The organism is Sporosarcina sp. P20a (assembly GCF_002743175.1).
Lineage (GTDB): Bacteria > Bacillota > Bacilli > Bacillales_A > Planococcaceae > Sporosarcina.
In genome coordinates, this window is sequence record NZ_PDYT01000003.1 from 35893 (window position 1) to 55759 (window position 19867).

A 19867-nucleotide genomic window follows, 5' to 3' on the forward strand; every position below is an offset into this window, starting at 1 on the left:
TGCATTGAGCGGGTAGACGGCAGTATTGAGCGCTGCCACGATTTTATGAGCCGCTACACAATTTAACTCGACTTTGAGCGGTTAACACGCCACATAGAGCACCCCACCACAATCCCACCAATAAAAAACGCTTCGGAAAGCCTTAAAAATGGCCGTCCGAAGCGTTTATTTCATTAAAAATCTAACATCCCAATCACTCAGGCAAACCTAAATCCGCCTCAGCCGTACTCTCCAGCCTCAACACACCATCCGTCATCTTATACACTTTATCTACGTACTTGATCAACCGTACGTCGTGCGTCACAACAATGGTCGCCGTCTGATTGGACTTGGTTTCATTACGCAACAACTCCATCACTTCAAACGCCCGATCGGAATCGAGTGAAGCTGTAGGCTCATCTGCCAAAAGAATTGATGGCTTACTGAACAGCGCTTTAGCAATCGCTACACGCTGCCGCTCGCCGCCCGATAGATCGGAAGGATAATTCTTATGCAATTTGGTAATACCTAAATCCTCGTATAATTTACGTTGCTCGTCTTTTGACATATTGCCTTTCTTCACTTTATTCAGCAATTCGAGCTGCTCGTCAACAGTTAAGAACGGGACAAGGTTGGAAGCTTGTAATATAAAACCAATTTCCTGCAAACGAATTTTAGAACGTTGCTTTTCATTTAGCTGCGATAATTCTTTTCCGTTAATGATGACTTCGCCCTCGCTTGGCGTTTGAAGACCCCCAGCCACCGTCAAGAACGTACTTTTACCTGAACCTGATGGCCCGATGACTGCGACCAATTCGCCACGTTCGACTACAAAATTGGTCTCCTTCATCGCCTCGACTAGCGTATTGCCTTCACCGAACGTCTTTTTCGCATTTCGTAATTCTAGTACCATCTTTTATCCTCCTATCGCTTCGAGCGGATCAATTCGGATAATCGTCCAAACCGAAATGACGGCTCCGAGAATCGCCACTACTATTAAGACCAAACCATAAATAATCATGGTAGGTATATCAAACATGATAGGAACGGCATTTGGCAGGAAGCTTCCCGCAAGTAATGTCAGACCGAATGCGAGGACAACCCCGATTAGCGCAAGAATGAATGTCTGCGCGATAACCGATCTTGCCAAATAAGCGCTGGAAATCCCCTGCGCTTTCATTAGACCGAACATGCTGATTTTCTGTACTGTCAATACGTACAAGAAAATCGCAACAATTGCAGCCGAGATAACGAATAGGAAGTAAATCATATACGTTAACGTCAAATTCTGCTCTGTATAACCCGGCAGATTCTCAATGAAGGTTTCCGTTTCAATGATTTCCGTATTGTCTGGCAAGGATAGTGCATCCCAATCTTTGTCTTTGATGACAATTGCGTTGACAATATCTTTATTCATTGTATACGCGTCACCAAATTTGATCTTCTGCATGTCATTTAACTTCATGTAAAGTATAGGTGATGCATTAAAACGAGCCTTTTCCGTAAAGCCGACAATCGTCAGTTCGGTATCCGATGAAGATAGCTCCAGCGTATCGCCGATCTTAAAGCCTTCATCTTTCAACACATCGGATGCTACCACACCGTTTTGAACATAAAACGTCGGGTCCCCTTCAGTGACTTCGGGCTTGATAAACTCATCTCGATCAATACCGAAGAGCATAACGTTTTGCTTGGTGTCACCGTTGTTCGCAATAGCTCCCATTTGACTGACAACAGCTGTTTCTTTCGCATCTAGCTCATCGGCTACTTCTTTGTTGAGTGCCGATTCGTATAAACTTTTATCGGATTCCTCTGTCAGTAACACCGCATCAACTTTCCATGTGTCAATCGCCTCTCTGTTCATGCTGGCTAACCCATTTGCCAGTCCCGATAGGAAGAACACGAGGAACGACACCAATAGCAAGATCGATGTAATGAGTAAAAACCGTAATTTGTTCTTTTTAATTTCACTCCAAGCTAAAAACATGCATTCTCACTTCCTTTTATAGGATATTTATTGCTACTTCTTTCGATACGCCGTAATTCAATGAAATTCATTGCCTAATTATCATATTCTTCTATCGATATAAACAAACTGCCGTTTCCTGATTTGTTCACACTTTGTATAACGTTCATGTTAATTGATTATACATAGTTCTAACTACAAATACTAGAATAATTGATTAGAATAAACCTAATTCTTACTTTTTGAATTCCTGCTGATCAAAATCCCTACAAAGAAACCATATACCGCGTGTCCCGCAATCCACCAAAACAGAGAAATCATGTTCGTGACACTTGGCGTTCGGTCAGAAAATGAAGTCGTTGGATACAAGATTAATCCGATAACGACATTCACTAGAAAAGTGAATAGAATCACATGGTTGCGGATGAAACCATTGCATTTATCGTACAACGTCACTAGTATGATACAGAGCACAACTGATACAATTAGATGAAAAAACACTTCAATTACTTCTGGAAATGCATACTCTTTTACGATGGGGATGTAATCTACATTCAATAGCAAAGTATACACTTTGTGACCTGTAACGGACTGCACCCCTTTCAATAGTATAGCGAGAAAAATCCCCGTTATGACACCAATCCATGTACCTTGCACAATATATGTATTTTTCATTTAGACACCTTCCTAGAATGTAAAAATAACAGATTTGACTTGTCTCGTCAAATCTATGTATAATGTTAGATATGAAGAACAGAGCGATAGTTGATCGCTAATTCTAGTACACAGAAAGGTTGATTGCTTTGAAGCCGTCGTCTGAAACCCCTACGTATACCATTAAACAGGTTGCAGATCAAACAGGCTTGTCGAGGCAAGTCTTGAGGAAGTGGGAAGAGCGCTATGATATCGTGATTCCACAGCGTCTCGATAATGGCTATCGAGTCTATCATGATGAGGACATTCGGTTATTTTTGCTGATGAAGCGCTATGCAGAAGAGGGTTTTGCGCTATCACAAGCAGCTGAAATGGCAAAGTCTCAAAAAAACTCCACTATTCCATCAAATTCTGAAAACAGCTATTTAGAAGATACACTGAGCGACTTACTGCGCCACGGTAAAAATTGTGATGAGCTAGAATTAAACTTCTCCTTACAAGCAGCCTATCATCGATTAGGACTTGAACACTATCTGCAGCAAATCGTTATTCCATTTTTAAAGGAAATAGGGGATCACTGGGCAAGTGGTGAATGGGATGAATACCAGGAAGCTTTGTCGAGTTTGGTCGTGCGTGATCAGCTCGTTCAGCTACGTCGCAACTTTCAATACCGGGAAGACTCACCTATACTGCTTGGTGCGTGTCTTCCGAATGAATCACATGAAATCCCAGTGCATATTTTTCTACTGCAACTCATGCTCGACGGCTGGCGCACAGCGATGATTGGATCTTCACCGGCTCCAGGCGCTATCCAGTCTCTTATAGAAAAGATAAAGCCTGTCAAAGTGTTGCTGTCAGCATCCACTACGTTTCCGTTTGAGAAGGATCCGCAGATGATCCAGGAGTTGGACGAGTTTGCAGGCCAACATCCCCATACCGAATTTTATCTAGGCGGATACGGGGCAATCATTTGGGCGGATCGGTTACATCTACAACATATCCATCTGCTGGAGTCGATTGATGAGATTTAAGAGTTTTTACATGTATCATATGCTGCCAATGCACGCGCACGGGCAGCTTGGTGATCAACGATCGGAGCCGGATAGGTTGTACCTATCGTAACGCCTGCCGATTCCAACACATCATTCGGTGCTTCCGCCGGCTGAAATACATACTTTACTGGCATGCCCGTTAACTCGGGCAGCCATTTTTTTATATACTGCGCATCCCCATCGAATTTCTTCGCCTGGAGAATCGGATTAAACACTCTAAAATACGGTGAGGCATCAAAACCACTGCCCGCCACCCATTGCCATCCCATCGCATTATTCGCTAAATCCAAGTCTACCAGCGTCTCTTCAAACCACGCCATACCTTCACGCCAATCGATCAATAAATGCTTGATCAAAAAAGAAGCCACAACCATCCGAACACGGTTATGCATATAGCCTGTTTCCCATAGTTCACGCATCCCGGCATCAACTAACGGATAACCGGTACGCCCTGTTTTCCAAGCCTCAAGCTGACCGTCAGCTGGTTGCCACGGAAAGTTTTCAAACTCTTGGCGAACGGGTTTCGTCAACATCTCAGGAAAATAAAGCAGCTGGTAATTGTCGAAGTCGCGCCACGCCAATTGCCGAATAAAAGCTTCCACTTGTTGATCACCAACGTCCTCCGCCGCAACTAACGCACCGTACCATAGCGAACGCACGCTAACATTCCCCCAAGCTAAATAAGGTGACATTCGCGAGACACTAGATTGTGCTGGAAGATCCCGTTCTATTAAGTAATCGTATAACCCACTGTCTCGGAACGTTTCCCAACATTCCATTGCAGCTTTTTCACCAGGTTGCCAATAGCTTGCGAGCTTGTCATACCAAGGGTAATCCGATAACAGTCTCCATTCATCTGAAGACAAAGATTGTAGCGTAGCAGTAGACGGCACGAATTCAGGAGTAGCAAGCGGTGTCGCGATGGGTTCTTGGCGCAGTCGCCTCCAGTAAGGCGTAAATACTTTATATGGCTGATTCGTTTTATTAAAAATCGCATCCGGCGTAACGAGTAATGACCCTTGGAATGAACGCACTTGAACACGTCTTTTCTCACAAGCTTCCGCTACTTCACGTTCTGCTTCACGGCTTTCCGGATCATATAATTCATTGAAAACAAGCTGATCCGCTCCACTTTCATCTATTAGCTTCATTAACTGTTCAACAGGTTGTCCTTGTCTGACGACGAACTGGATTTGCTGCTCCGCAAAGCGCTCGATTATTTCCAGCAAGCTGTGATGTAACCACCAATCCGATGCTGCGTGAAGCGTTTCTGGCAAAATGAAAACGGGCAACACTTCACCATGTGCTGCCGCCTCCACCAATGCAGGATGATCATGCAAACGCAGATCTTTTCGGAACCAAACTATTGTTTTACTCACTCTGTTCACTCCTTTTACTTACTTTAAAACGCACCCGATCCTCCGCCACCACCACCGGTTCCTCCGCCTCCACTGCTACTATCACTGCTTGGAGCATTGTTCGATACATTGGATGACGCTTGGTTGAATGAACCTGCAAGGAATACAGGGTTGTAGACGGCACCTCCGTAGTAGGAGTTTCCGTACTGCGTGTCTCCCGTATCATGTGGGTATCTTTCATCATGACGAGCGCGATTTTGATCAAGCTGCTTCTGCGCGCTGACGAAGTCCTTATAATACGCGTCCAGTTCAGGGTGCTTCACGCCCACTCCGTAAATCAACACACAAAAACGATCATCAATGGATAACCCTTCCCAATTCTTCGCATCTAGTTCCTTCATCCATTGACCTACTCGCTCCCACTCGAGTTTACGCAAAGTCCCTTCATAATTATATGGACTATAAAACAATGCGAATCCAAATGCAACCAATGTCAAAATCCCCACTATAACTAGCTGCAAATATAACTCATAATAGAAAAAGGAGATGGCAAACCCAATTCCAAGTACACCGATTAAACTTAGTATTACACGTTCTTTCGTAGTCTTGACCTTCATTTTATGTTCATTCAATTCTGCTTTTACAAGATCTTTCCACATGACAAATTTCTTATCAAACGCTTCATAATTCTTCTCTTCTTTTGTGTAACTTTTCAACTCGTTCAATGTAAACTTTTTATCATGACCAATTTGAAAAAATAACAGCTGAATTAGTTGCTTCTCATGTTCTAACTTAACGTTCGCGTCAACCAATTCAAACTCTTCATCGGATAGTTGTTTCACATTCCCTTTACGAACGAGATCAAGCAGCGCCGCGGACATCAGCTCGACGGAAGCCTCCCCATTCTTGAAAAGAAGTACTGCTGGTAAGCTCATATCATTCGCTGGAACGTAGAAACCATTCGACTCCATTTGATAGTATGCTTCCTTCACATATCTTTTCCTTCTAGCATTCGCAAAAAATCCAATCAAACCAACTCCAAAAATACCCGCCACTGCACTAACACCACCCACAACGCCGATCATCTTTTGATTCTGAATGAACTTCTGACGTAACATAGCTGCCATTTCTTGATCTTTTTTCAACGTCGGACGGATGTCGCTATCTACTGCAGTCATTTCTGGAAATAAAGACGACTCATAAACTACACGAATATCTCCATTTTCGCCTGCATGAACTTCACCTAATGAAAATATGACCGTTCCATCCGATTGTACTTTCCCTGTATTTTCCGCACTATCATAGCCAATGTACATCACGTCAGACGCTCGGCTAGGAGGCACAATTGTAATCGTCATATTGCGATAATCGGTTTCATTACGACGGTCAAAAAACGGCCAGTAAAACTGCGCGCCATCACTATATTTTTCCATTCCATTCCTAATGGTGTATTGCAAATCGAAGATCATGATTTCACTGTCTCCTTTGCGGTGTACACGATATTCAGTATAACGCTTTTCGACTTCTAACTCCTTACCCTTTTCAAAGGCAGTAAAGTCTTTAATTGAAGCCCCTCTTTTCGGTTGAATTTCTCGAATGATCCCGTTAAATTCACTGTCGAAATCATACGTATGCTGCTCCTTAACCTGAACAGTCCCATCCGGTTCCAACTGCGCGTTGATTTTCACATCCGAAATGCTGAAATCTACAGCCCCAGCTGTCGTCGGTAGAACTAGGAAAGCTAGTAAAGCGACGAGTAACAGTTTCCATTTCATAAAAAATCACCTCTTATCAGGAGTATACGATAAGAGGTGATCAATAGATTCATTTATTGGCAGAGCCTTAGGAATACAATACAGCTATTCTCTACAATTTCATTACTTTATAAAAATAAACACCCATCGAACCGAATAAAAGCCCAAGTATCGTGATAAAAATCGGCATATTTAATGATTCGATTCGAGCCAAGGCGATATCGGTTGTCTGCCATATGAGAAAGACAAATAATAGTGTCGAAATGTTTTTAGTGACATTCATAAATACCACGCCATAGCGGTACTGGATTTCTACGTTATCAGGACGCAAATTTAAGTAGTTATATGCATGCGGATACTTCTCCAGCATCCACATCCCAACCCACATGACTACACCTATGATCGGCAACAGCAGTAATTCCATTCTTGAACCATAACGGTCCACTTCCCCGCCCGCACCAAAATGCGCAGGAATACGGTCAGGCAATTGATTCCACTGCAACACTAAATAGACGAGAGAAGCAGCGAATAAAGCGATAACCAACACATCGAACGCTTTTGCAACAGCAGGTTTCTCTATGTCTAGCTTCGGTTTTTTCGTCTCCATACTCTCGCCACCTTACTTATGATTCCTTTGCGCTCGTCATTTCAAATACATCAAAGACATTCTCTTTAATATTGAGCGACATAATCTTGCCTTGTTTCTCATAGAAATGGATGGATCCTCTGCGGTCTTCCACCATCTCAGTCCAGCCCCATTCCTCGATCGTTCGCAAATAATGAGCTGGTGGATTGCCTTCCGCGTCACCGATTCCCTTTAGCTTATACTTTGCCGATTTAGAAATCTCACCTATGCAATCCTCAGCTTTCACTTCATACGCTTCTTTCGGAACAGGAAATCCTTGATTGATGATTGCCATGCGGTAGCCGTCTTCCTGGCTATACACATTGGAACAGCCAGTTAGTACTAAGACGGACACCACAGCCAACAGCGCAAGTAGTTGTTTCATATGTCATCCTCCCGTTTCACGACTTCATTAGATCCATCGTACTAGGAAATATTGACATTGTCACCCAACGTTTTTGTGACGAATTAACGTAACTTCTGCACAATCACGACTTTTAAATAATTAAATTCAGGATAGTCCCGTGGCGTACGGAAGTCTCTTGGTAACGAGGATTCTTCCAATACTTTATAGCGCATATCCGTCTCTTTGAATGCTTGCTCAATGAAACCTTTAAACTTCTTCATACTGAAGCTTGCGTTATTAGTAGAAGCCACGATAATACCGTTCTTCTCCGTAACGGCAATCGCTTCTTTCATCAGCATAGGATAATCCTTCGCTGTACTAAATGTATACTTCTTCGAACGCGCAAAGCTCGGCGGATCGAGTACAACGAGTCCAAATTTCATGTCATGACGCTTCGCATAACGGAAATAGTCAAAGACGTCCATTACTTTAATATCCTGCTGCTCATAATCAATGCCATTTACGCTAAACTGCTCAATCGTCTTCGCGACACTGCGCTTCGCCAAATCTACATTCGTCGTTTTCTTCGCGCCACCTAAAATCGCCGCAACCGAAAACGCCCCTGTATAAGAGAACGTATTCAACACTTCGCGACCTTCCGAATAATTGTCACGAATCGCTTCGCGTACATCGCGCTGATCAAGGAAAACTCCTGTCATGGCGCCATCATTCAAATCAATCGCAAAGTTCATGCCATTTTCCTTGACAATAATCGGGAAATCTCCAGGTGTTCCTTGAACGAAATCGTCCTGTTCCACATAATGCCCTTGTGAATCAAAACGCTTCTTCTCGTAAACCGCTTTGTAACCCCCACGCTTATCCAACACGTTATAGACGTGGTGACGGAACGCATAAATGCCTTCACTGTACCAGCTGACCATATAATAGCCATCGAAATAATCGATCGTCACGCCACCAATTCCGTCGCCTTCTCCATTAAATAAACGGAAAGCCGTCGTATTCGGATCTTTCATATACGCGTCACGACGCTCAAAAGCAGTCGCCATTTTCTGATCAAAGAAATCAAAGTCAATCTCTTCTTTTTCATTCGAAGTCAGCACCCAGCCGATTCCTTTATTTTGAATTCCATAATAACCCGTAGCCAAATACTTATGGTATCGATCCGTCAAACGAATCAAACTACCTTCCTTCGTCTGAATCTCACTACTCATCACAGCATCCTTCAAAATCAAAGGATACCCCTTCTTCAAAGCCACCGTGCCCTGTGCATTTAACTGTATTTCAACTAATTTACTCATATCGTCATCCTCAAAGTGTATTTTCTCCATTATCGCATGGATGACACAAAAGTGAAAGGTGGCGATTAGAGTCGACAGGCATAAGACGAAGATGCGAAGCGGCGTCTTTTTGCCGCACAGCAGCTTTGACTTATGTCCCGAGACTCTGCCACCTGGAACTAGATGACACAAAAGTGGAAGCGGCTCGTCAGGATCGACAGGCATAAGACGGGCTGGACTTGAGGCGCGTTTTACCTCCCGACCAGCACGACTTATGACCCGAGATCCTAGCCGCTGGAACTAGATGACACAAAAGTGAAAGGTGGCGATTAGAATCCGCACCTCAAAAAACACTTACTTTCACGACATTTACACACCCTTCACTTACAATGAAAGTACTAAAATAACCAAACAGGAGGAATTCTCATGAACATCATCCCTTTAGGCATCTGGGGCGGCTATCCGAAAGCGAACAGCGCCACCTCTTCATTTCTCATTGAACACGAAGGATTCCATTGCCTACTCGACTGCGGCAGTGGCGTATTATCTTCCCTGCAAAACTACATCGAACTCGACCAACTCGACGCCGTTGTCATCAGCCATTATCACGCTGATCACATCGCAGACATAGGAAGCCTGCAATATAGCCGGTTGATTCAGTACTACCTTGGACAACCTTCCCGTCCACTGCCGATTTATGGACATGCGCAGGACGAGGAACAATTTGCGAAGTTGTCGTATAAAGAGCAAACACGAGGTATCGAAATTCGGGAAAATAAATCCGTTCAAATTGGCCCGTTCACTGTTACGTTTTGTCCAACCATCCATCCTGTCTACTGTCTCGCAATGAAGTTCACAGTAGAAGGCAAGTCAGCTGTTTTCACGGCCGATACGGAATGGTCGGACAAGCTTGTGACATTCTCACGACATGCAGATATCGTATTTTGCGAGGCCAATCTATACGAAGAGCACCTTGGTAAGTCTCCAGGTCATATGGCAGGTAGCCAAACAGGAAACATGGCACAGCAAGCAGACGTGGGACAACTCGTCCTCACCCATCTGCCACATCATGGTGATATAAATGAGATATTAAATGAAGCCGGAAAAACGTTTAGTGGTTCGGTAGAAATTGCGGAAGTTGGGAAGAAGTATACACTGCTTTAACACCAGGAGAGTAAATTGGTGAGCACTTAGGATTGGTGAGTAAGTTTGAGAGTACGAGGGGATGGAAGCTCCAGTTGGCGGACGCTTTCCCATGGGCCCGCGGTGAGCCAACTGTTCGCTATGCTCTCTTATTTGTCTCACCTGATCGGGCTGATCCATCGGGAGTCGCCGCCAACTTCCGCTTCCATCCTACTTTTATAGTAGAAGGATTTAGAACACTCACTGGCAGTAGAATGTGAATTATTGTTTTCCTTAAACTTATCTAAGATAAAAACAGAAATGATTACAACACTGACCTTATTGAACTTTGATAAATATCACCCACTTATATTGCAGGGATTGGAGCGTAGGAGGGGCGACTCCCGCGGGAATAGCATGAGCCTTGAGACCCCGCAGGTAGGGAAGCGAACGAGGAGGCTCAAGCCATGGCCGCAGGAAAGCGTCCCCTCCGAAGCACAAATCCCCTCCCCTATCCCCGCCAGCCTATCTATTTCATCCTACAAAAAAAGACGACCTCCGCAAATACTGCAAAGGTCGCCTTACTTCTTATAAAAATACAATCACTGCCAAGATCGCTGCCAGCACAATACGATAAATCGCAAACGGCATTAACTTGACCTTTGAAATTAACTTCAGGAAGAAACGGATAGAAATTAGTGCGAACACAAACGCACTTAAGAAACCAACCACGTAAAACCCGATGTCATCCATCGACATATACTCCCAGTTCTTCAACACCGACACTAGACTTGCGCCCATCATAATTGGAACCGCCATGATGAACGTGAAATCAGCAGCCGTCCGGTGATTCATTCCGAACAATACACCTCCGGAAATTGTCGCACCCGAACGTGAAAATCCTGGCCATAACGACAAACACTGAACCAGTCCAACTGTGAATGCCTGTTTATATGTAATCTGATCCAACGTCTGCACGCGTGGATTTTTCGGTCCAAACTTATCTGCCGCGATCATCAGCAACGCACCTGCTACTAACGCATAAATAACTGTTTCCACACCGAATAAATAATCATCAATCAAATCTTTCAACGCAAAGCCGAAAATAACAGCCGGCAACATACCAACAATGACGTGTAGCAAATTGAAACGCTCGCTCATTTTGACTTCGCTATCCACTTTATACAAACCGACTAAACTAAATAACCGTTTCCAAAAGACCACGACTACAGCCAAAATCGAACCGAGCTGAATGACAATCTTAAATGTTATTGCAGGATATTTCCCGAGGAATTCTTCCGTCTTCAGCCACATATCATCGACAATAATCAAATGACCTGTCGAAGAAACGGGCGCGAATTCCGTCATTCCTTCTACGAACCCTAATATTAACGCTTTAATTAAATCAAATAATTCCATATGACTCTCTTTCCGCGAAGGCTACCCTTCTGCTATTCTATTTTCTTTTATCCAGTCTACCATGACGTAACAAACAGTGGATAAGTTTCCGACAGAATATTTTTATCCACATGTGCATACTTTTTATTTTTGCACATAACTGAATACTTATACACATAGTACGTGGATAGATTGTGGAAAAGTTCGTAACTTCAGACTATTCTAATTAAAATCGCTGTTTATCCACAGTTTTATCGTCGATCTACTAATATGCCGTAGCTTTTACTTGTAGACTATTAATCCGTTAATTTATTTTGAAACGCATAAATAACCGCCTGCGTGCGGTCTTGGACTTCCAATTTGGATAATAGATTACTGACGTGAGTCTTAACAGTTTTTAACGCAATGAATAGTTCATCCGCAATTTCCTGATTGGATTTACCCTTAGCTAATAATAATAACACTTCTAGCTCACGATCGGTTAAATCTTCATGCAAGGCATGCGTCTGACCACCTCGCATTTTTGTCATCATTTTAGAAGTTACTTCGGGCTCAAGCACAGTTTGCCCTTGCATCGTTTCCCTTATCGCATCCGCCACGCGCTTCGCATTGGACGTCTTCAAAATATAGCTGACAGCCCCAGCTTCAAGTGCGGGGTATAATTTATCATCGTCGAGGAAGCTAGTGACGATAATGACTTTCGCTTCCGGCCATTTGTCGATAATCGCAGCCGTCGCCTCAGCGCCGTTCATAATAGGCATGACCATGTCCATCAAAATAATATCCGGACGTAAATCCAGTGCTTTCACGACGCCTATCTGACCATTTTCTGCCTCCGCAATCACTTCGATATCCGGTTGCATTTGCAAATACGTCGATACGCCAATGCGCACCATTTCATGATCATCTACCAACAGCACTCGAATCATCCGCCAGCTCCCCTTTCAAAATAGGTAATTTTACTTCTACGATCGTTCCTTGAGACGGTACTGAGACAATCTTACAACTCCCACCAATCTCAATCGCACGTTCTTTCACATTCTGTAGACCATATGATCCACCTTTACCGTCATCTTGCTTAAATCCAACGCCATTATCTTGCACGCGTAAAATCGCCAATCCATCTCGTTCGATTAATAAAATTTCTACTTCCGTTGCCTTGGCATGACGAAGTGTATTCGATAACGTTTCTTGTGCAATCCGGAACAAATGATCTTCCGCGCCTTTAGATAGCTCAATATCTTCTAAACGATGTGTAATATCAAACGTCACTTTTTCCTGTAATTCACTCAATAACTCTTCGAGACCTTTCGCAAGCGTTTGGTTATGCAGTGCAGCCGGACGTAAATGAAGAAGTAACGCCCGCATTTCTAGTTGTGCCTGCTGAACCATTCTCTCCACTTGCAGTAACGGCTTACGAATTGGACCTTCTTCCGCCTGTTCCGCAAGTGCTGACAACAGCATAGACGCCGCAAACAATTGTTGAGACACAGAATCATGCAGTTCTCTCGCCAATCTTTGACGTTCTTGGACGATCCGTTCCTGAATAATTTTATCTTGTGTCTCGACTCGCTCATCCGTAATCTTACGTAAACTATTTCGCTGGGCTTCGAGTACTTCATATAGCTGTTCAATGGAACGGTTCGTTTGTTTTTTCATTTTATTTGAGGTCGTAAATTCCTGTTTAGCATACAAGTCTTGTAGTTTCCCAATAATGATGTTCTCTTTCGTCCTACTGTTTAGGCTAATCCAGCTTGCAATTCCTAAGCTGATGATGAAAATCGTTGTGAACAACCAGACAAGCAACGGCATATCTGCAGCTTCCGTATCGAGTAGCAACCTCTGATATCCAGCGATTGATAAAGCAAAGAACAAATAGAAAAAGACCGCGACGATCGTACTAAACGTCAACGTTAAGAAAATGGTGCGACCAATGATTGCCTTCATTTTCTACGCACCTCCACATCGCCAATCCAAGTAAACACCGATATAATCAACTCGGGATCATTCGATCGCTTCGTTTCATAGCCATCATGTTCTTGTATCGTTTCATTAAATAATTGCTGTGAGGCCTTGCCTAAAATATTCGCTTCACCATAAAGCGTGGCATAATGAATTCGCACCGGAATATCATAAGGCAGTTCAATACGCACTTTACCAAAGATTTGCCGAATCGAAATAAATGAAGCGCCTTTAGGCAATACCGTATCCGTCACATCGACATGCACATCACCAAAGAACCCTTGCATATGCATATCTTCCCACTCATACGTCGCAAATGGCGTGGATTGGACCGAGAATAAGCGGTTCCTCCACATACCTTGCGACCGTCTAACCCGAGGCTTTTGCAAATCTCCAAATACTTCACTGGCCGGCGTGCCTTTCCATAATTTCATTATAATATATAATACAATTGCTAAAATCAGCAGCCGTACACTCCATAACGTCAAAAGCGCGATCACTATGAAGACGATACCTGTGATTGCTGTCCATTTTCCGCGTTTTCGATAACCATAATCGAGAAATCCCCAACCGAGAAGGAGGAAGATGAAGTTACCATTTGAAAACAACATGGATTCGACGAAAGCAATCGCCAAAAGAGCAAGTAAGTATACCGAAACTTTAGTAGAATCCCTCTTAGCCATTCCATTCTCTCCCTTCTCGATAGAGGAAGCGCGATGCTTCCTCTTATAGTTTACACAATATCTTGAGATTTTGCGTTAGATTTCTCTAATGAATCTAAACGCTGCTCCATTGACGAGTGCGATTGCGTCGTTCTCGTTCCACCGCCAAGGTTTTCAATGTACGAATGCAAGTCGTCAAGTGTTGAAAACGACTGATCCGGCTTGACGAATCGATCCATCTTTTCCTGCGCACGCGTCACATTCTCTTTACCCATCAATTGCAACTGACGAACACGCATATCCTTCACGCGATGCTTCATCTCTTCAAACTTTCGTTCCAATGACAGCAATTCTTGCGTAGCGTCTTGGATACTCGCAGACAAACGGGCAACTCGTCCTTCATATGCCTCTACTTCTTCTTGCGCGAACGCAATCAACTCTGCGTCTCCTGTCGCTTCAGCGAGTTCTAGCTGACGACGACGTTTCACCGCCATCAAATCCGCATCCTGACATTCGTTTTCCAATTCTTCTTTCAGTCTTCCTTGACGTTCAAGCAACTTACCGATTTCCGCTGTTTGCTTTTGCGCATCTAGGAAATACTGATTCAGTAACTCAAGTGGATTTTCCTTCTTCTGTGGCTTATCCATCAAATTATTCAAATCCTCTTGTACCGTATATCTCAATTTGTGCCAAAATGCGTTCATATTACATCTCTCCTTTTATTTTGTAAGTTCATTCCACTGACGTTCGAAGTTTGTGAACGGGTCATTGGATATAACATTCGGATTTACATTGCGGTCGTTCCATTTGCGATATACATAATAGATTCCAATCAATGCGATGATCCCGATAAATGCACCGATGTTTGAAATCGAGCTGATTACACTGATGATCAAGATTGTCATCCAAAATACTTTCGCGAACATCGAGTGGCTTTTTCTCCAGTAGTGGTAGCTGACAAGCGCGATTGCACCTGTAACTGCTAAAGCGATGATGGGGCCTACGTTTAGCGCTAGGGCTAAACCTGCCACAATTCCTAGTAATAGTAGTCCAAGTTTTTTCATGTTGATGTCCTCCCTTCATTTGTAACCTTAGTTTATAATGAATTCCGGTTTTCACCGACGGTCTCGTAGCGGATTTCTTACTCAGACTTAAGGCTGAGTGTGAGTAGGTACAGATATTAGGAACTGTTTTGGCAGAAAGACTATGCGGCTGCGGGCCTTTGTCACTTTCTTGGGGGGAGCGTTGCTCGACTGGTTCTTGGGGATGGAAATTAGTGAGTGTTCACTTTCTGAACCCGCGCAGGCACGTGGGGGATTGCCTACAGCCAGGAGCCAGCTGGCGGTGGTGCTGCCAGTTGCGCCTTCGCTGCTAAGTGGAAATTATTTAGATTGGGGTTATAAGTAGGCTAGTAAAATGATAAAATGCGTATCTTACCCAACCTAAAAACATGTTTGGCAGAAAGACTAGGCGGCTGCGGGTCTTTGTCATTTTCTTGAGGAGCGTTGCTCGACTGGTTGTTGGGGATGGAAATTAGTGAGTGTTCGTTTTCGTGACCCGCGCAGGCACGTGGGGGATTGCCTACAGCCATGAGTCAGCTGGCGGTGGTGCTGCCAGTTGTCTCCCGGCCACGGCCTACCCCGCAGTTGTGCCTGCGCTACTGAGTGGTTTTTATTTCGGTTGTGGTTCTAAATAGGAAGAAGAGCTGCGACTCGGTAATCCTCATTTTGTGCTTTTGAAAAAGAAGTATATGAACTGCCTTACACCCAATCCAACGAAGGCGACTGCTGTGGTAGGCGTAGCGAGGAGACAAAGACAGGCGAACTTCCTGTCTCTGTCTCCTCGCGAAAGCCATCCACCAGCGCCGTAGTGGGAACAATGAATTCACCACTTGCATAGGCAGCTAAACAACAACCTCCTGATCAAACAAGAAAAAGAAAATGCACGTGCAAGAACCACAACCAAAAGCCGCTTATTACGCACTCTTAACAGAAACGTAATCCAACAGCACTTCAACGAGTAAAAACCACTACACGAACTGCCCTACACCCAATCTAACGAAGGCGCCTGCTGTGGTAGGCGTAGCGAGGAGACAAAGACAGGCGACCTTCCTGTCTATGGCTCCTCGCGAAAGCCATCCACCAGCGCCGGAGTGAGGGCAATGGACTCGCCACTTACATAGGCAGCTAAAACACAACCTCCTGAACAAACTAGAAACAGAAAATGCACGCGCAAGAACCACAACCCAAAGCCGCTTATTACACACTCTTAACAGAAACGTAATCCACAATCACTTAAGTATGAATTCCATTAAAAACAACTATCCGGAACCGCCCTATACCATTCCTTACTTACCAACTGAATACATCCCAACTCCAACACAAAAAAGCTGCTCAAGAAATCCATTATGATCTCCTGAACAGCTATATTCGAATTTATTTAATTACCATAAGTAGACCATCTATCAAACCAGCATGCATACCTTCATGCCATGTCAGAAACTGTAGAACTTCTTCCGCAGTTTCCATCGTAATGAACTTTCCAATGGAAATGGGTGTACTTAATGGATGCACCAACTGTTGTTCGGTCAGTTGCGAAATACGCTTGCCTTGGTCTTTCATCGCAGCGAATAGCTCCTCTTTCGCTGGAGGTGTGCTTGGCCAAGTAGATGGACTCGTTCCTGGCGCAAAGAATTCTGCCCATTCCAACTTGTCGACTGGGTAGTCATTTATTGCACGGTAAAGAAGATCTTCAGTCAAAGAATAAATATGTCCTACATTCCATCGGATGGTATTAGAAAAGCCTTCAGGTTGAACGTCCCACGCATGTTCATCTGCTCGCTTAATGAGGCCTAACGTATAACCTCTAGCCATTGAAAACTGTTGCAATGCCCCCATTCATTCCACCCTTTCATCTAATCTAAAAACAGCCTTGCTCTTAGGCAGGCTGACTTTACGATGGATCTTCTTGCTTTTTGATGTTCTTATGCTCATTCCACTGGTCATGCGCTTCGTGGTTGTATTTACGATTATATTCTTCCTGATCTCCATACGGGAACTTTTCACCGGGTGTTAGATCATGATAATTTTGGCTTGGTGATTTATTTTGACTGTAAGCGGAGGGTTTATGTTCTCCCGTTTCATCCTGTGCATTTTCTCTAAATGCTACACTTGAATCAGAATCTGCTGGATCGGCAAGAGGTAGTTCATCTGGTACTACTACACCTTCTACCACACACTGTTCCTCATTGATTTCTTCCACTTTCGGAGTAAGATCTTTTTTGTTTGGATACTTTCCGTCAACGATTGTCATATAACCATTCCTCCCTTTCATGCAATCCATAATTTATAGACCGCACTCTCTATACATACCCGTATTCGCCATAAACTAAACTAATTCCTTTTTAAAATTCAAAAAAGAGTAAGACAGGAATTTTATCCCATCTTACTCCGTGCTAATTTACCCACCTACGACATCAATCGTCACTTTGAATAAATCTCCATCGACATCCACTTCCATACGGCCGCCATGTAGCTCGACAATAGATTGAGCAATAGCCAATCCTAAACCGGAACCTTCCGTCTGTCTGGATGCATCACCGCGCTTAAAGCGTTCAAATAACTCATCCGTAGTATCGCCAAGTTCATATCTCGCCACATTTTTCAACACGATACGCGCAGTCGATCCCACTTGCTGAAGATTGACGTATACTCTCGTACCAGGCAATGAATATTTCAAGATATTGATGAGCAGGTTATCAAGTACTCTCCACCACTTTTGTCCATCTACCATCGCAAAGACTGGTTCTTCAGGTAAAGTAGTTCGAACATGCAAGTCTTGCTCAACGAATTGTTCCGCATGTTCTGCCAACGCTTGTTGGATCAATTGATTTAAATCCACACGCCGCTTCACCATTTCTAAATTGCCACTTGCCATTTTTGACACTTCGAATAAATCTTCAATAAGCGTTTTCAAGCGCTGTGATTTCTGATCTAAAATGCCAACGTATTTCGCACGTTCTTCCGCAGTTAACGACTCATCTTTCAATAAATCTGTATACGTAATAATGGAAGTGAGCGGTGTCCGTAAGTCATGGCTAACATTCGTGATCAACTCTGTTTTCAACCGTTCACTTTTCGCTTGTTCATTGATTGATACACGAACCCCTTCGCGAAGATTATTCAAATTCGCTGCATGTTTTGCAAGCTGTGATTTCCCTTTCACCGGTATCGCCTGCGTCAGATGACCAGCCGCCATATCGTTCGTTGCAGCCAATATACGATTCAAATAAGCTGTTTTTTTCACGTAAATGAATAATGCGGGTAGCAAGACAAATAATACACAGAAAGCGTAAATTACAAGAAGCTCCGGTTGCATGAATCCACCCACCAAGCCTACACCGGCAAGGAAAAAGATCATGAGCAACAACGATAACTGTACACCGATTGTACGATTATTGAATGTGTCTCTAACATCTTGCATAAATTGCATCGTAAAACTTTCATGCCAATCCTTCATCAGCCGCCCAGGTTCGCGGTATAGCATAAATAAGTGAACAGCCTGAAACGCCAACAGTGCGGTAAACAGTACACCAATCAGCAAGAAACTGACCGCCATATTACTGATAGTCCCCAAGGTTAGATACATAAACTGATTAAAGACATTGAATATAGTCGATTCCAAATAAAGAGTTAGAATAAATGCGGTTAGTAGCAAAAGAGCTACTTTCACATCTATTTTCCAGCGTGAATACGTAGCAGCAAATCTTGGCTGAAGCACCCATTCTTTCTGGAACTTCATAATTGTAAACAACGCCACAAGCGCAAGCACACCGAGAACCCACAATCCATATACCATATACTTCCCACGGATGAATTGATCATTTTCCTTGGCCATATCGTTTAACACCGTAGCATCTGAGGGAATAATAACCGTACCCTCAAAATATTGCGGAGGGTTGCTAATGCCTTCCACATCGTCATCTGTGAACATCGATCCTTGTTCCATTGAATAGTCAGAGTACCCATTGTCATACACAGCCGAGTTCGCCTTGAAATATCCTGTAGCATCTGTAAATTGTTGTTGGAAGAGTGACGTGACCTCGACATCTCCACGCGTAAATCGCTCACCCGTTTCAACATTCACGAGATCATAGGCAATCGGAATATTCGTTTGCCGATTATTTTCCGTCTCCCTAATCTGACTAGCTAAAGCTTTTGCCTTTTCCGAGCGGATTTTGTCTTCTACATAATTATCGCTTTCAAAATTCTTTTTAATATCTTCTAGTTTCGTATTCCGCTCTTTAACTAGAGCCAATAGTACAGTTTCATTTTCCTCGCGTTTCGCATCCGCAATTCGTTCTGCATATTGTTGCTGGATATTATCAAGCTGTTCAGACAGCGTACCGTATCGTTGTCGGTATTCTGTAATTTCATCCAGCGAAACCGTTAATTCCTTTTCTGCTTTTTTCAAGTCGACTGGATTCAGTACGGTAGCCGACAGATTATCATATTCTTGTTCCATTCTATAGGTAAAATCTTCTTGGTCGGTAAACGATTTGCCAACAAGCTGTGGTGCATAATGAATGATGGACGGCAACGCGATCAATACAAGTGTCACGAGTGCGGACCAGATGGCCAATTTTATATTTTTGTTCATCATACGGTTCCTCCTCTAATAATTCGACCAAAG

The 19867-nt window shown here is 43.5% G+C and carries 19 protein-coding genes; 2 read left to right on the forward strand and 17 right to left on the reverse strand.

The window, feature by feature from the left end:
• Positions 1-193 precede the first annotated feature (193 nt).
• The 3 genes from CSV72_RS05740 to CSV72_RS05750 all read right to left on the reverse strand — a co-directional run bounded on the left by CSV72_RS05740 (position 194) and on the right by CSV72_RS05750 (position 2620).
• The gene (locus tag CSV72_RS05740; protein ID WP_099677538.1) at positions 194-892 is read right to left on the reverse strand and encodes an ABC transporter ATP-binding protein; all 699 of its coding nucleotides are present in this window, start codon (positions 890-892) and stop codon (positions 194-196) included.
• A 3-nt stretch (positions 893-895) separates the two neighbouring features.
• Entirely contained in the window at positions 896-1966 is a 1071-nt protein-coding gene (locus CSV72_RS05745) for an ABC transporter permease (protein WP_099677539.1), read from the reverse strand.
• 207 nt (positions 1967-2173) lie between these two features.
• Positions 2174-2620 (reverse strand): hypothetical protein, encoded by a 447-nt coding sequence (locus CSV72_RS05750; RefSeq protein WP_099677540.1) that lies wholly within the window; start codon positions 2618-2620, stop codon positions 2174-2176.
• Positions 2621-2748: 128 nt separating this feature from the next.
• On the opposite strand from CSV72_RS05750, the gene CSV72_RS05755 reads away from it, so the two are divergent.
• On the forward strand, positions 2749-3630 hold the full coding sequence (locus CSV72_RS05755; protein ID WP_255407585.1) for a MerR family transcriptional regulator: 882 nt from the start codon (positions 2749-2751) through the stop codon (positions 3628-3630).
• Here the strand turns inward: CSV72_RS05755 and CSV72_RS05760 are convergent.
• The 5 genes from CSV72_RS05760 to CSV72_RS05780 all read right to left on the reverse strand — a co-directional run bounded on the left by CSV72_RS05760 (position 3627) and on the right by CSV72_RS05780 (position 9053).
• Positions 3627-5030: a cryptochrome/photolyase family protein gene (locus CSV72_RS05760; protein ID WP_158232160.1), complete on the reverse strand. Its 1404-nt coding sequence runs from the start codon at positions 5028-5030 to the stop codon at positions 3627-3629. The genes CSV72_RS05755 and CSV72_RS05760 overlap by 4 nt on opposite strands.
• 23 nt (positions 5031-5053) lie before the next feature.
• On the reverse strand, positions 5054-6784 hold the full coding sequence (locus CSV72_RS05765; RefSeq protein ID WP_099677543.1) for a DUF2207 domain-containing protein: 1731 nt from the start codon (positions 6782-6784) through the stop codon (positions 5054-5056).
• Positions 6785-6875: 91 nt separating this feature from the next.
• Complete coding sequence (locus CSV72_RS05770) at positions 6876-7370, reverse strand: DUF1648 domain-containing protein (protein WP_099677544.1); 495 nt, start codon at positions 7368-7370, stop codon at positions 6876-6878.
• A 16-nt stretch (positions 7371-7386) separates the two neighbouring features.
• The gene (locus CSV72_RS05775) at positions 7387-7773 is read right to left on the reverse strand and encodes a hypothetical protein (RefSeq protein WP_099677545.1); all 387 of its coding nucleotides are present in this window, start codon (positions 7771-7773) and stop codon (positions 7387-7389) included.
• A gap of 83 nt (positions 7774-7856) precedes the next feature.
• Entirely contained in the window at positions 7857-9053 is a 1197-nt protein-coding gene (locus tag CSV72_RS05780) for a class I SAM-dependent rRNA methyltransferase (protein WP_099677546.1), read from the reverse strand.
• Positions 9054-9458: 405 nt separating this feature from the next.
• Here CSV72_RS05780 and CSV72_RS05785 point away from each other — a divergent pair, with 405 nt between their 5' ends.
• A complete protein-coding gene (locus tag CSV72_RS05785) occupies positions 9459-10196 on the forward strand; it encodes an MBL fold metallo-hydrolase (protein WP_099677547.1) in 738 nt (245 codons plus the stop codon).
• Between the two features lie 546 nt (positions 10197-10742).
• Here CSV72_RS05785 and CSV72_RS05795 read toward each other — a convergent pair.
• From CSV72_RS05795 to CSV72_RS05835, 9 genes are all read right to left on the reverse strand, one after another.
• Positions 10743-11573 carry an undecaprenyl-diphosphate phosphatase gene (locus tag CSV72_RS05795; protein ID WP_099677549.1) on the reverse strand — a complete coding sequence of 277 codons (831 nt, stop codon included), beginning with the start codon at positions 11571-11573 and terminating at the stop codon, positions 10743-10745.
• Between the two features lie 275 nt (positions 11574-11848).
• Complete coding sequence (locus CSV72_RS05800; protein ID WP_099677550.1) at positions 11849-12481, reverse strand: response regulator; 633 nt, start codon at positions 12479-12481, stop codon at positions 11849-11851.
• Positions 12456-13499 carry a sensor histidine kinase gene (locus CSV72_RS05805; RefSeq protein WP_099677551.1) on the reverse strand — a complete coding sequence of 348 codons (1044 nt, stop codon included), beginning with the start codon at positions 13497-13499 and terminating at the stop codon, positions 12456-12458. Before CSV72_RS05805 ends, CSV72_RS05800 begins: the two co-directional genes overlap by 26 nt.
• Positions 13496-14197 carry a cell wall-active antibiotics response protein LiaF gene (gene liaF, locus CSV72_RS05810; protein ID WP_099677552.1) on the reverse strand — a complete coding sequence of 234 codons (702 nt, stop codon included), beginning with the start codon at positions 14195-14197 and terminating at the stop codon, positions 13496-13498. Before liaF ends, CSV72_RS05805 begins: the two co-directional genes overlap by 4 nt.
• Positions 14198-14247: 50 nt before the next feature.
• Positions 14248-14880, reverse strand: a complete 633-nt coding sequence (locus CSV72_RS05815; RefSeq protein WP_099677553.1) for a PspA/IM30 family protein — start codon at positions 14878-14880, stop codon at positions 14248-14250.
• 15 nt (positions 14881-14895) lie between these two features.
• Positions 14896-15240 carry a lmo0954 family membrane protein gene (locus CSV72_RS05820; RefSeq protein WP_099677554.1) on the reverse strand — a complete coding sequence of 115 codons (345 nt, stop codon included), beginning with the start codon at positions 15238-15240 and terminating at the stop codon, positions 14896-14898.
• Between the two features lie 1371 nt (positions 15241-16611).
• Complete coding sequence (locus CSV72_RS05825) at positions 16612-17049, reverse strand: DinB family protein (protein ID WP_158232161.1); 438 nt, start codon at positions 17047-17049, stop codon at positions 16612-16614.
• A 79-nt stretch (positions 17050-17128) separates the two neighbouring features.
• Positions 17129-17488: a hypothetical protein gene (locus tag CSV72_RS05830; RefSeq protein WP_099677556.1), complete on the reverse strand. Its 360-nt coding sequence runs from the start codon at positions 17486-17488 to the stop codon at positions 17129-17131.
• Between the two features lie 147 nt (positions 17489-17635).
• Positions 17636-19834, reverse strand: a complete 2199-nt coding sequence (locus tag CSV72_RS05835; RefSeq protein WP_158232162.1) for a sensor histidine kinase — start codon at positions 19832-19834, stop codon at positions 17636-17638.
• Positions 19835-19867 lie beyond the last annotated feature (33 nt).

Coding starts and splice junctions, on each gene's coding strand:
- CSV72_RS05740 (WP_099677538.1), bottom strand. CDS start 892: ATGGTACTAGAATTACGAAATGCGAAAAAGACGTTCGGTGAAGGCAAT.
- CSV72_RS05745 (WP_099677539.1), bottom strand. CDS start 1,966: ATGTTTTTAGCTTGGAGTGAAATTAAAAAGAACAAATTACGGTTTTTA.
- CSV72_RS05750 (WP_099677540.1), bottom strand. CDS start 2,620: ATGAAAAATACATATATTGTGCAAGGTACATGGATTGGTGTCATAACG.
- CSV72_RS05765 (WP_099677543.1), bottom strand. CDS start 6,784: ATGAAATGGAAACTGTTACTCGTCGCTTTACTAGCTTTCCTAGTTCTA.
- CSV72_RS05770 (WP_099677544.1), bottom strand. CDS start 7,370: ATGGAGACGAAAAAACCGAAGCTAGACATAGAGAAACCTGCTGTTGCA.
- CSV72_RS05775 (WP_099677545.1), bottom strand. CDS start 7,773: ATGAAACAACTACTTGCGCTGTTGGCTGTGGTGTCCGTCTTAGTACTA.
- CSV72_RS05780 (WP_099677546.1), bottom strand. CDS start 9,053: ATGAGTAAATTAGTTGAAATACAGTTAAATGCACAGGGCACGGTGGCT.
- CSV72_RS05785 (WP_099677547.1), top strand. CDS start 9,459: ATGAACATCATCCCTTTAGGCATCTGGGGCGGCTATCCGAAAGCGAAC.
- CSV72_RS05795 (WP_099677549.1), bottom strand. CDS start 11,573: ATGGAATTATTTGATTTAATTAAAGCGTTAATATTAGGGTTCGTAGAA.
- CSV72_RS05800 (WP_099677550.1), bottom strand. CDS start 12,481: ATGATTCGAGTGCTGTTGGTAGATGATCATGAAATGGTGCGCATTGGC.
- CSV72_RS05805 (WP_099677551.1), bottom strand. CDS start 13,499: ATGAAGGCAATCATTGGTCGCACCATTTTCTTAACGTTGACGTTTAGT.
- liaF (WP_099677552.1), bottom strand. CDS start 14,197: ATGGCTAAGAGGGATTCTACTAAAGTTTCGGTATACTTACTTGCTCTT.
- CSV72_RS05815 (WP_099677553.1), bottom strand. CDS start 14,880: ATGAACGCATTTTGGCACAAATTGAGATATACGGTACAAGAGGATTTG.
- CSV72_RS05820 (WP_099677554.1), bottom strand. CDS start 15,240: ATGAAAAAACTTGGACTACTATTACTAGGAATTGTGGCAGGTTTAGCC.
- CSV72_RS05825 (WP_158232161.1), bottom strand. CDS start 17,049: ATGGCTAGAGGTTATACGTTAGGCCTCATTAAGCGAGCAGATGAACAT.
- CSV72_RS05830 (WP_099677556.1), bottom strand. CDS start 17,488: ATGACAATCGTTGACGGAAAGTATCCAAACAAAAAAGATCTTACTCCG.
- CSV72_RS05835 (WP_158232162.1), bottom strand. CDS start 19,834: ATGAACAAAAATATAAAATTGGCCATCTGGTCCGCACTCGTGACACTT.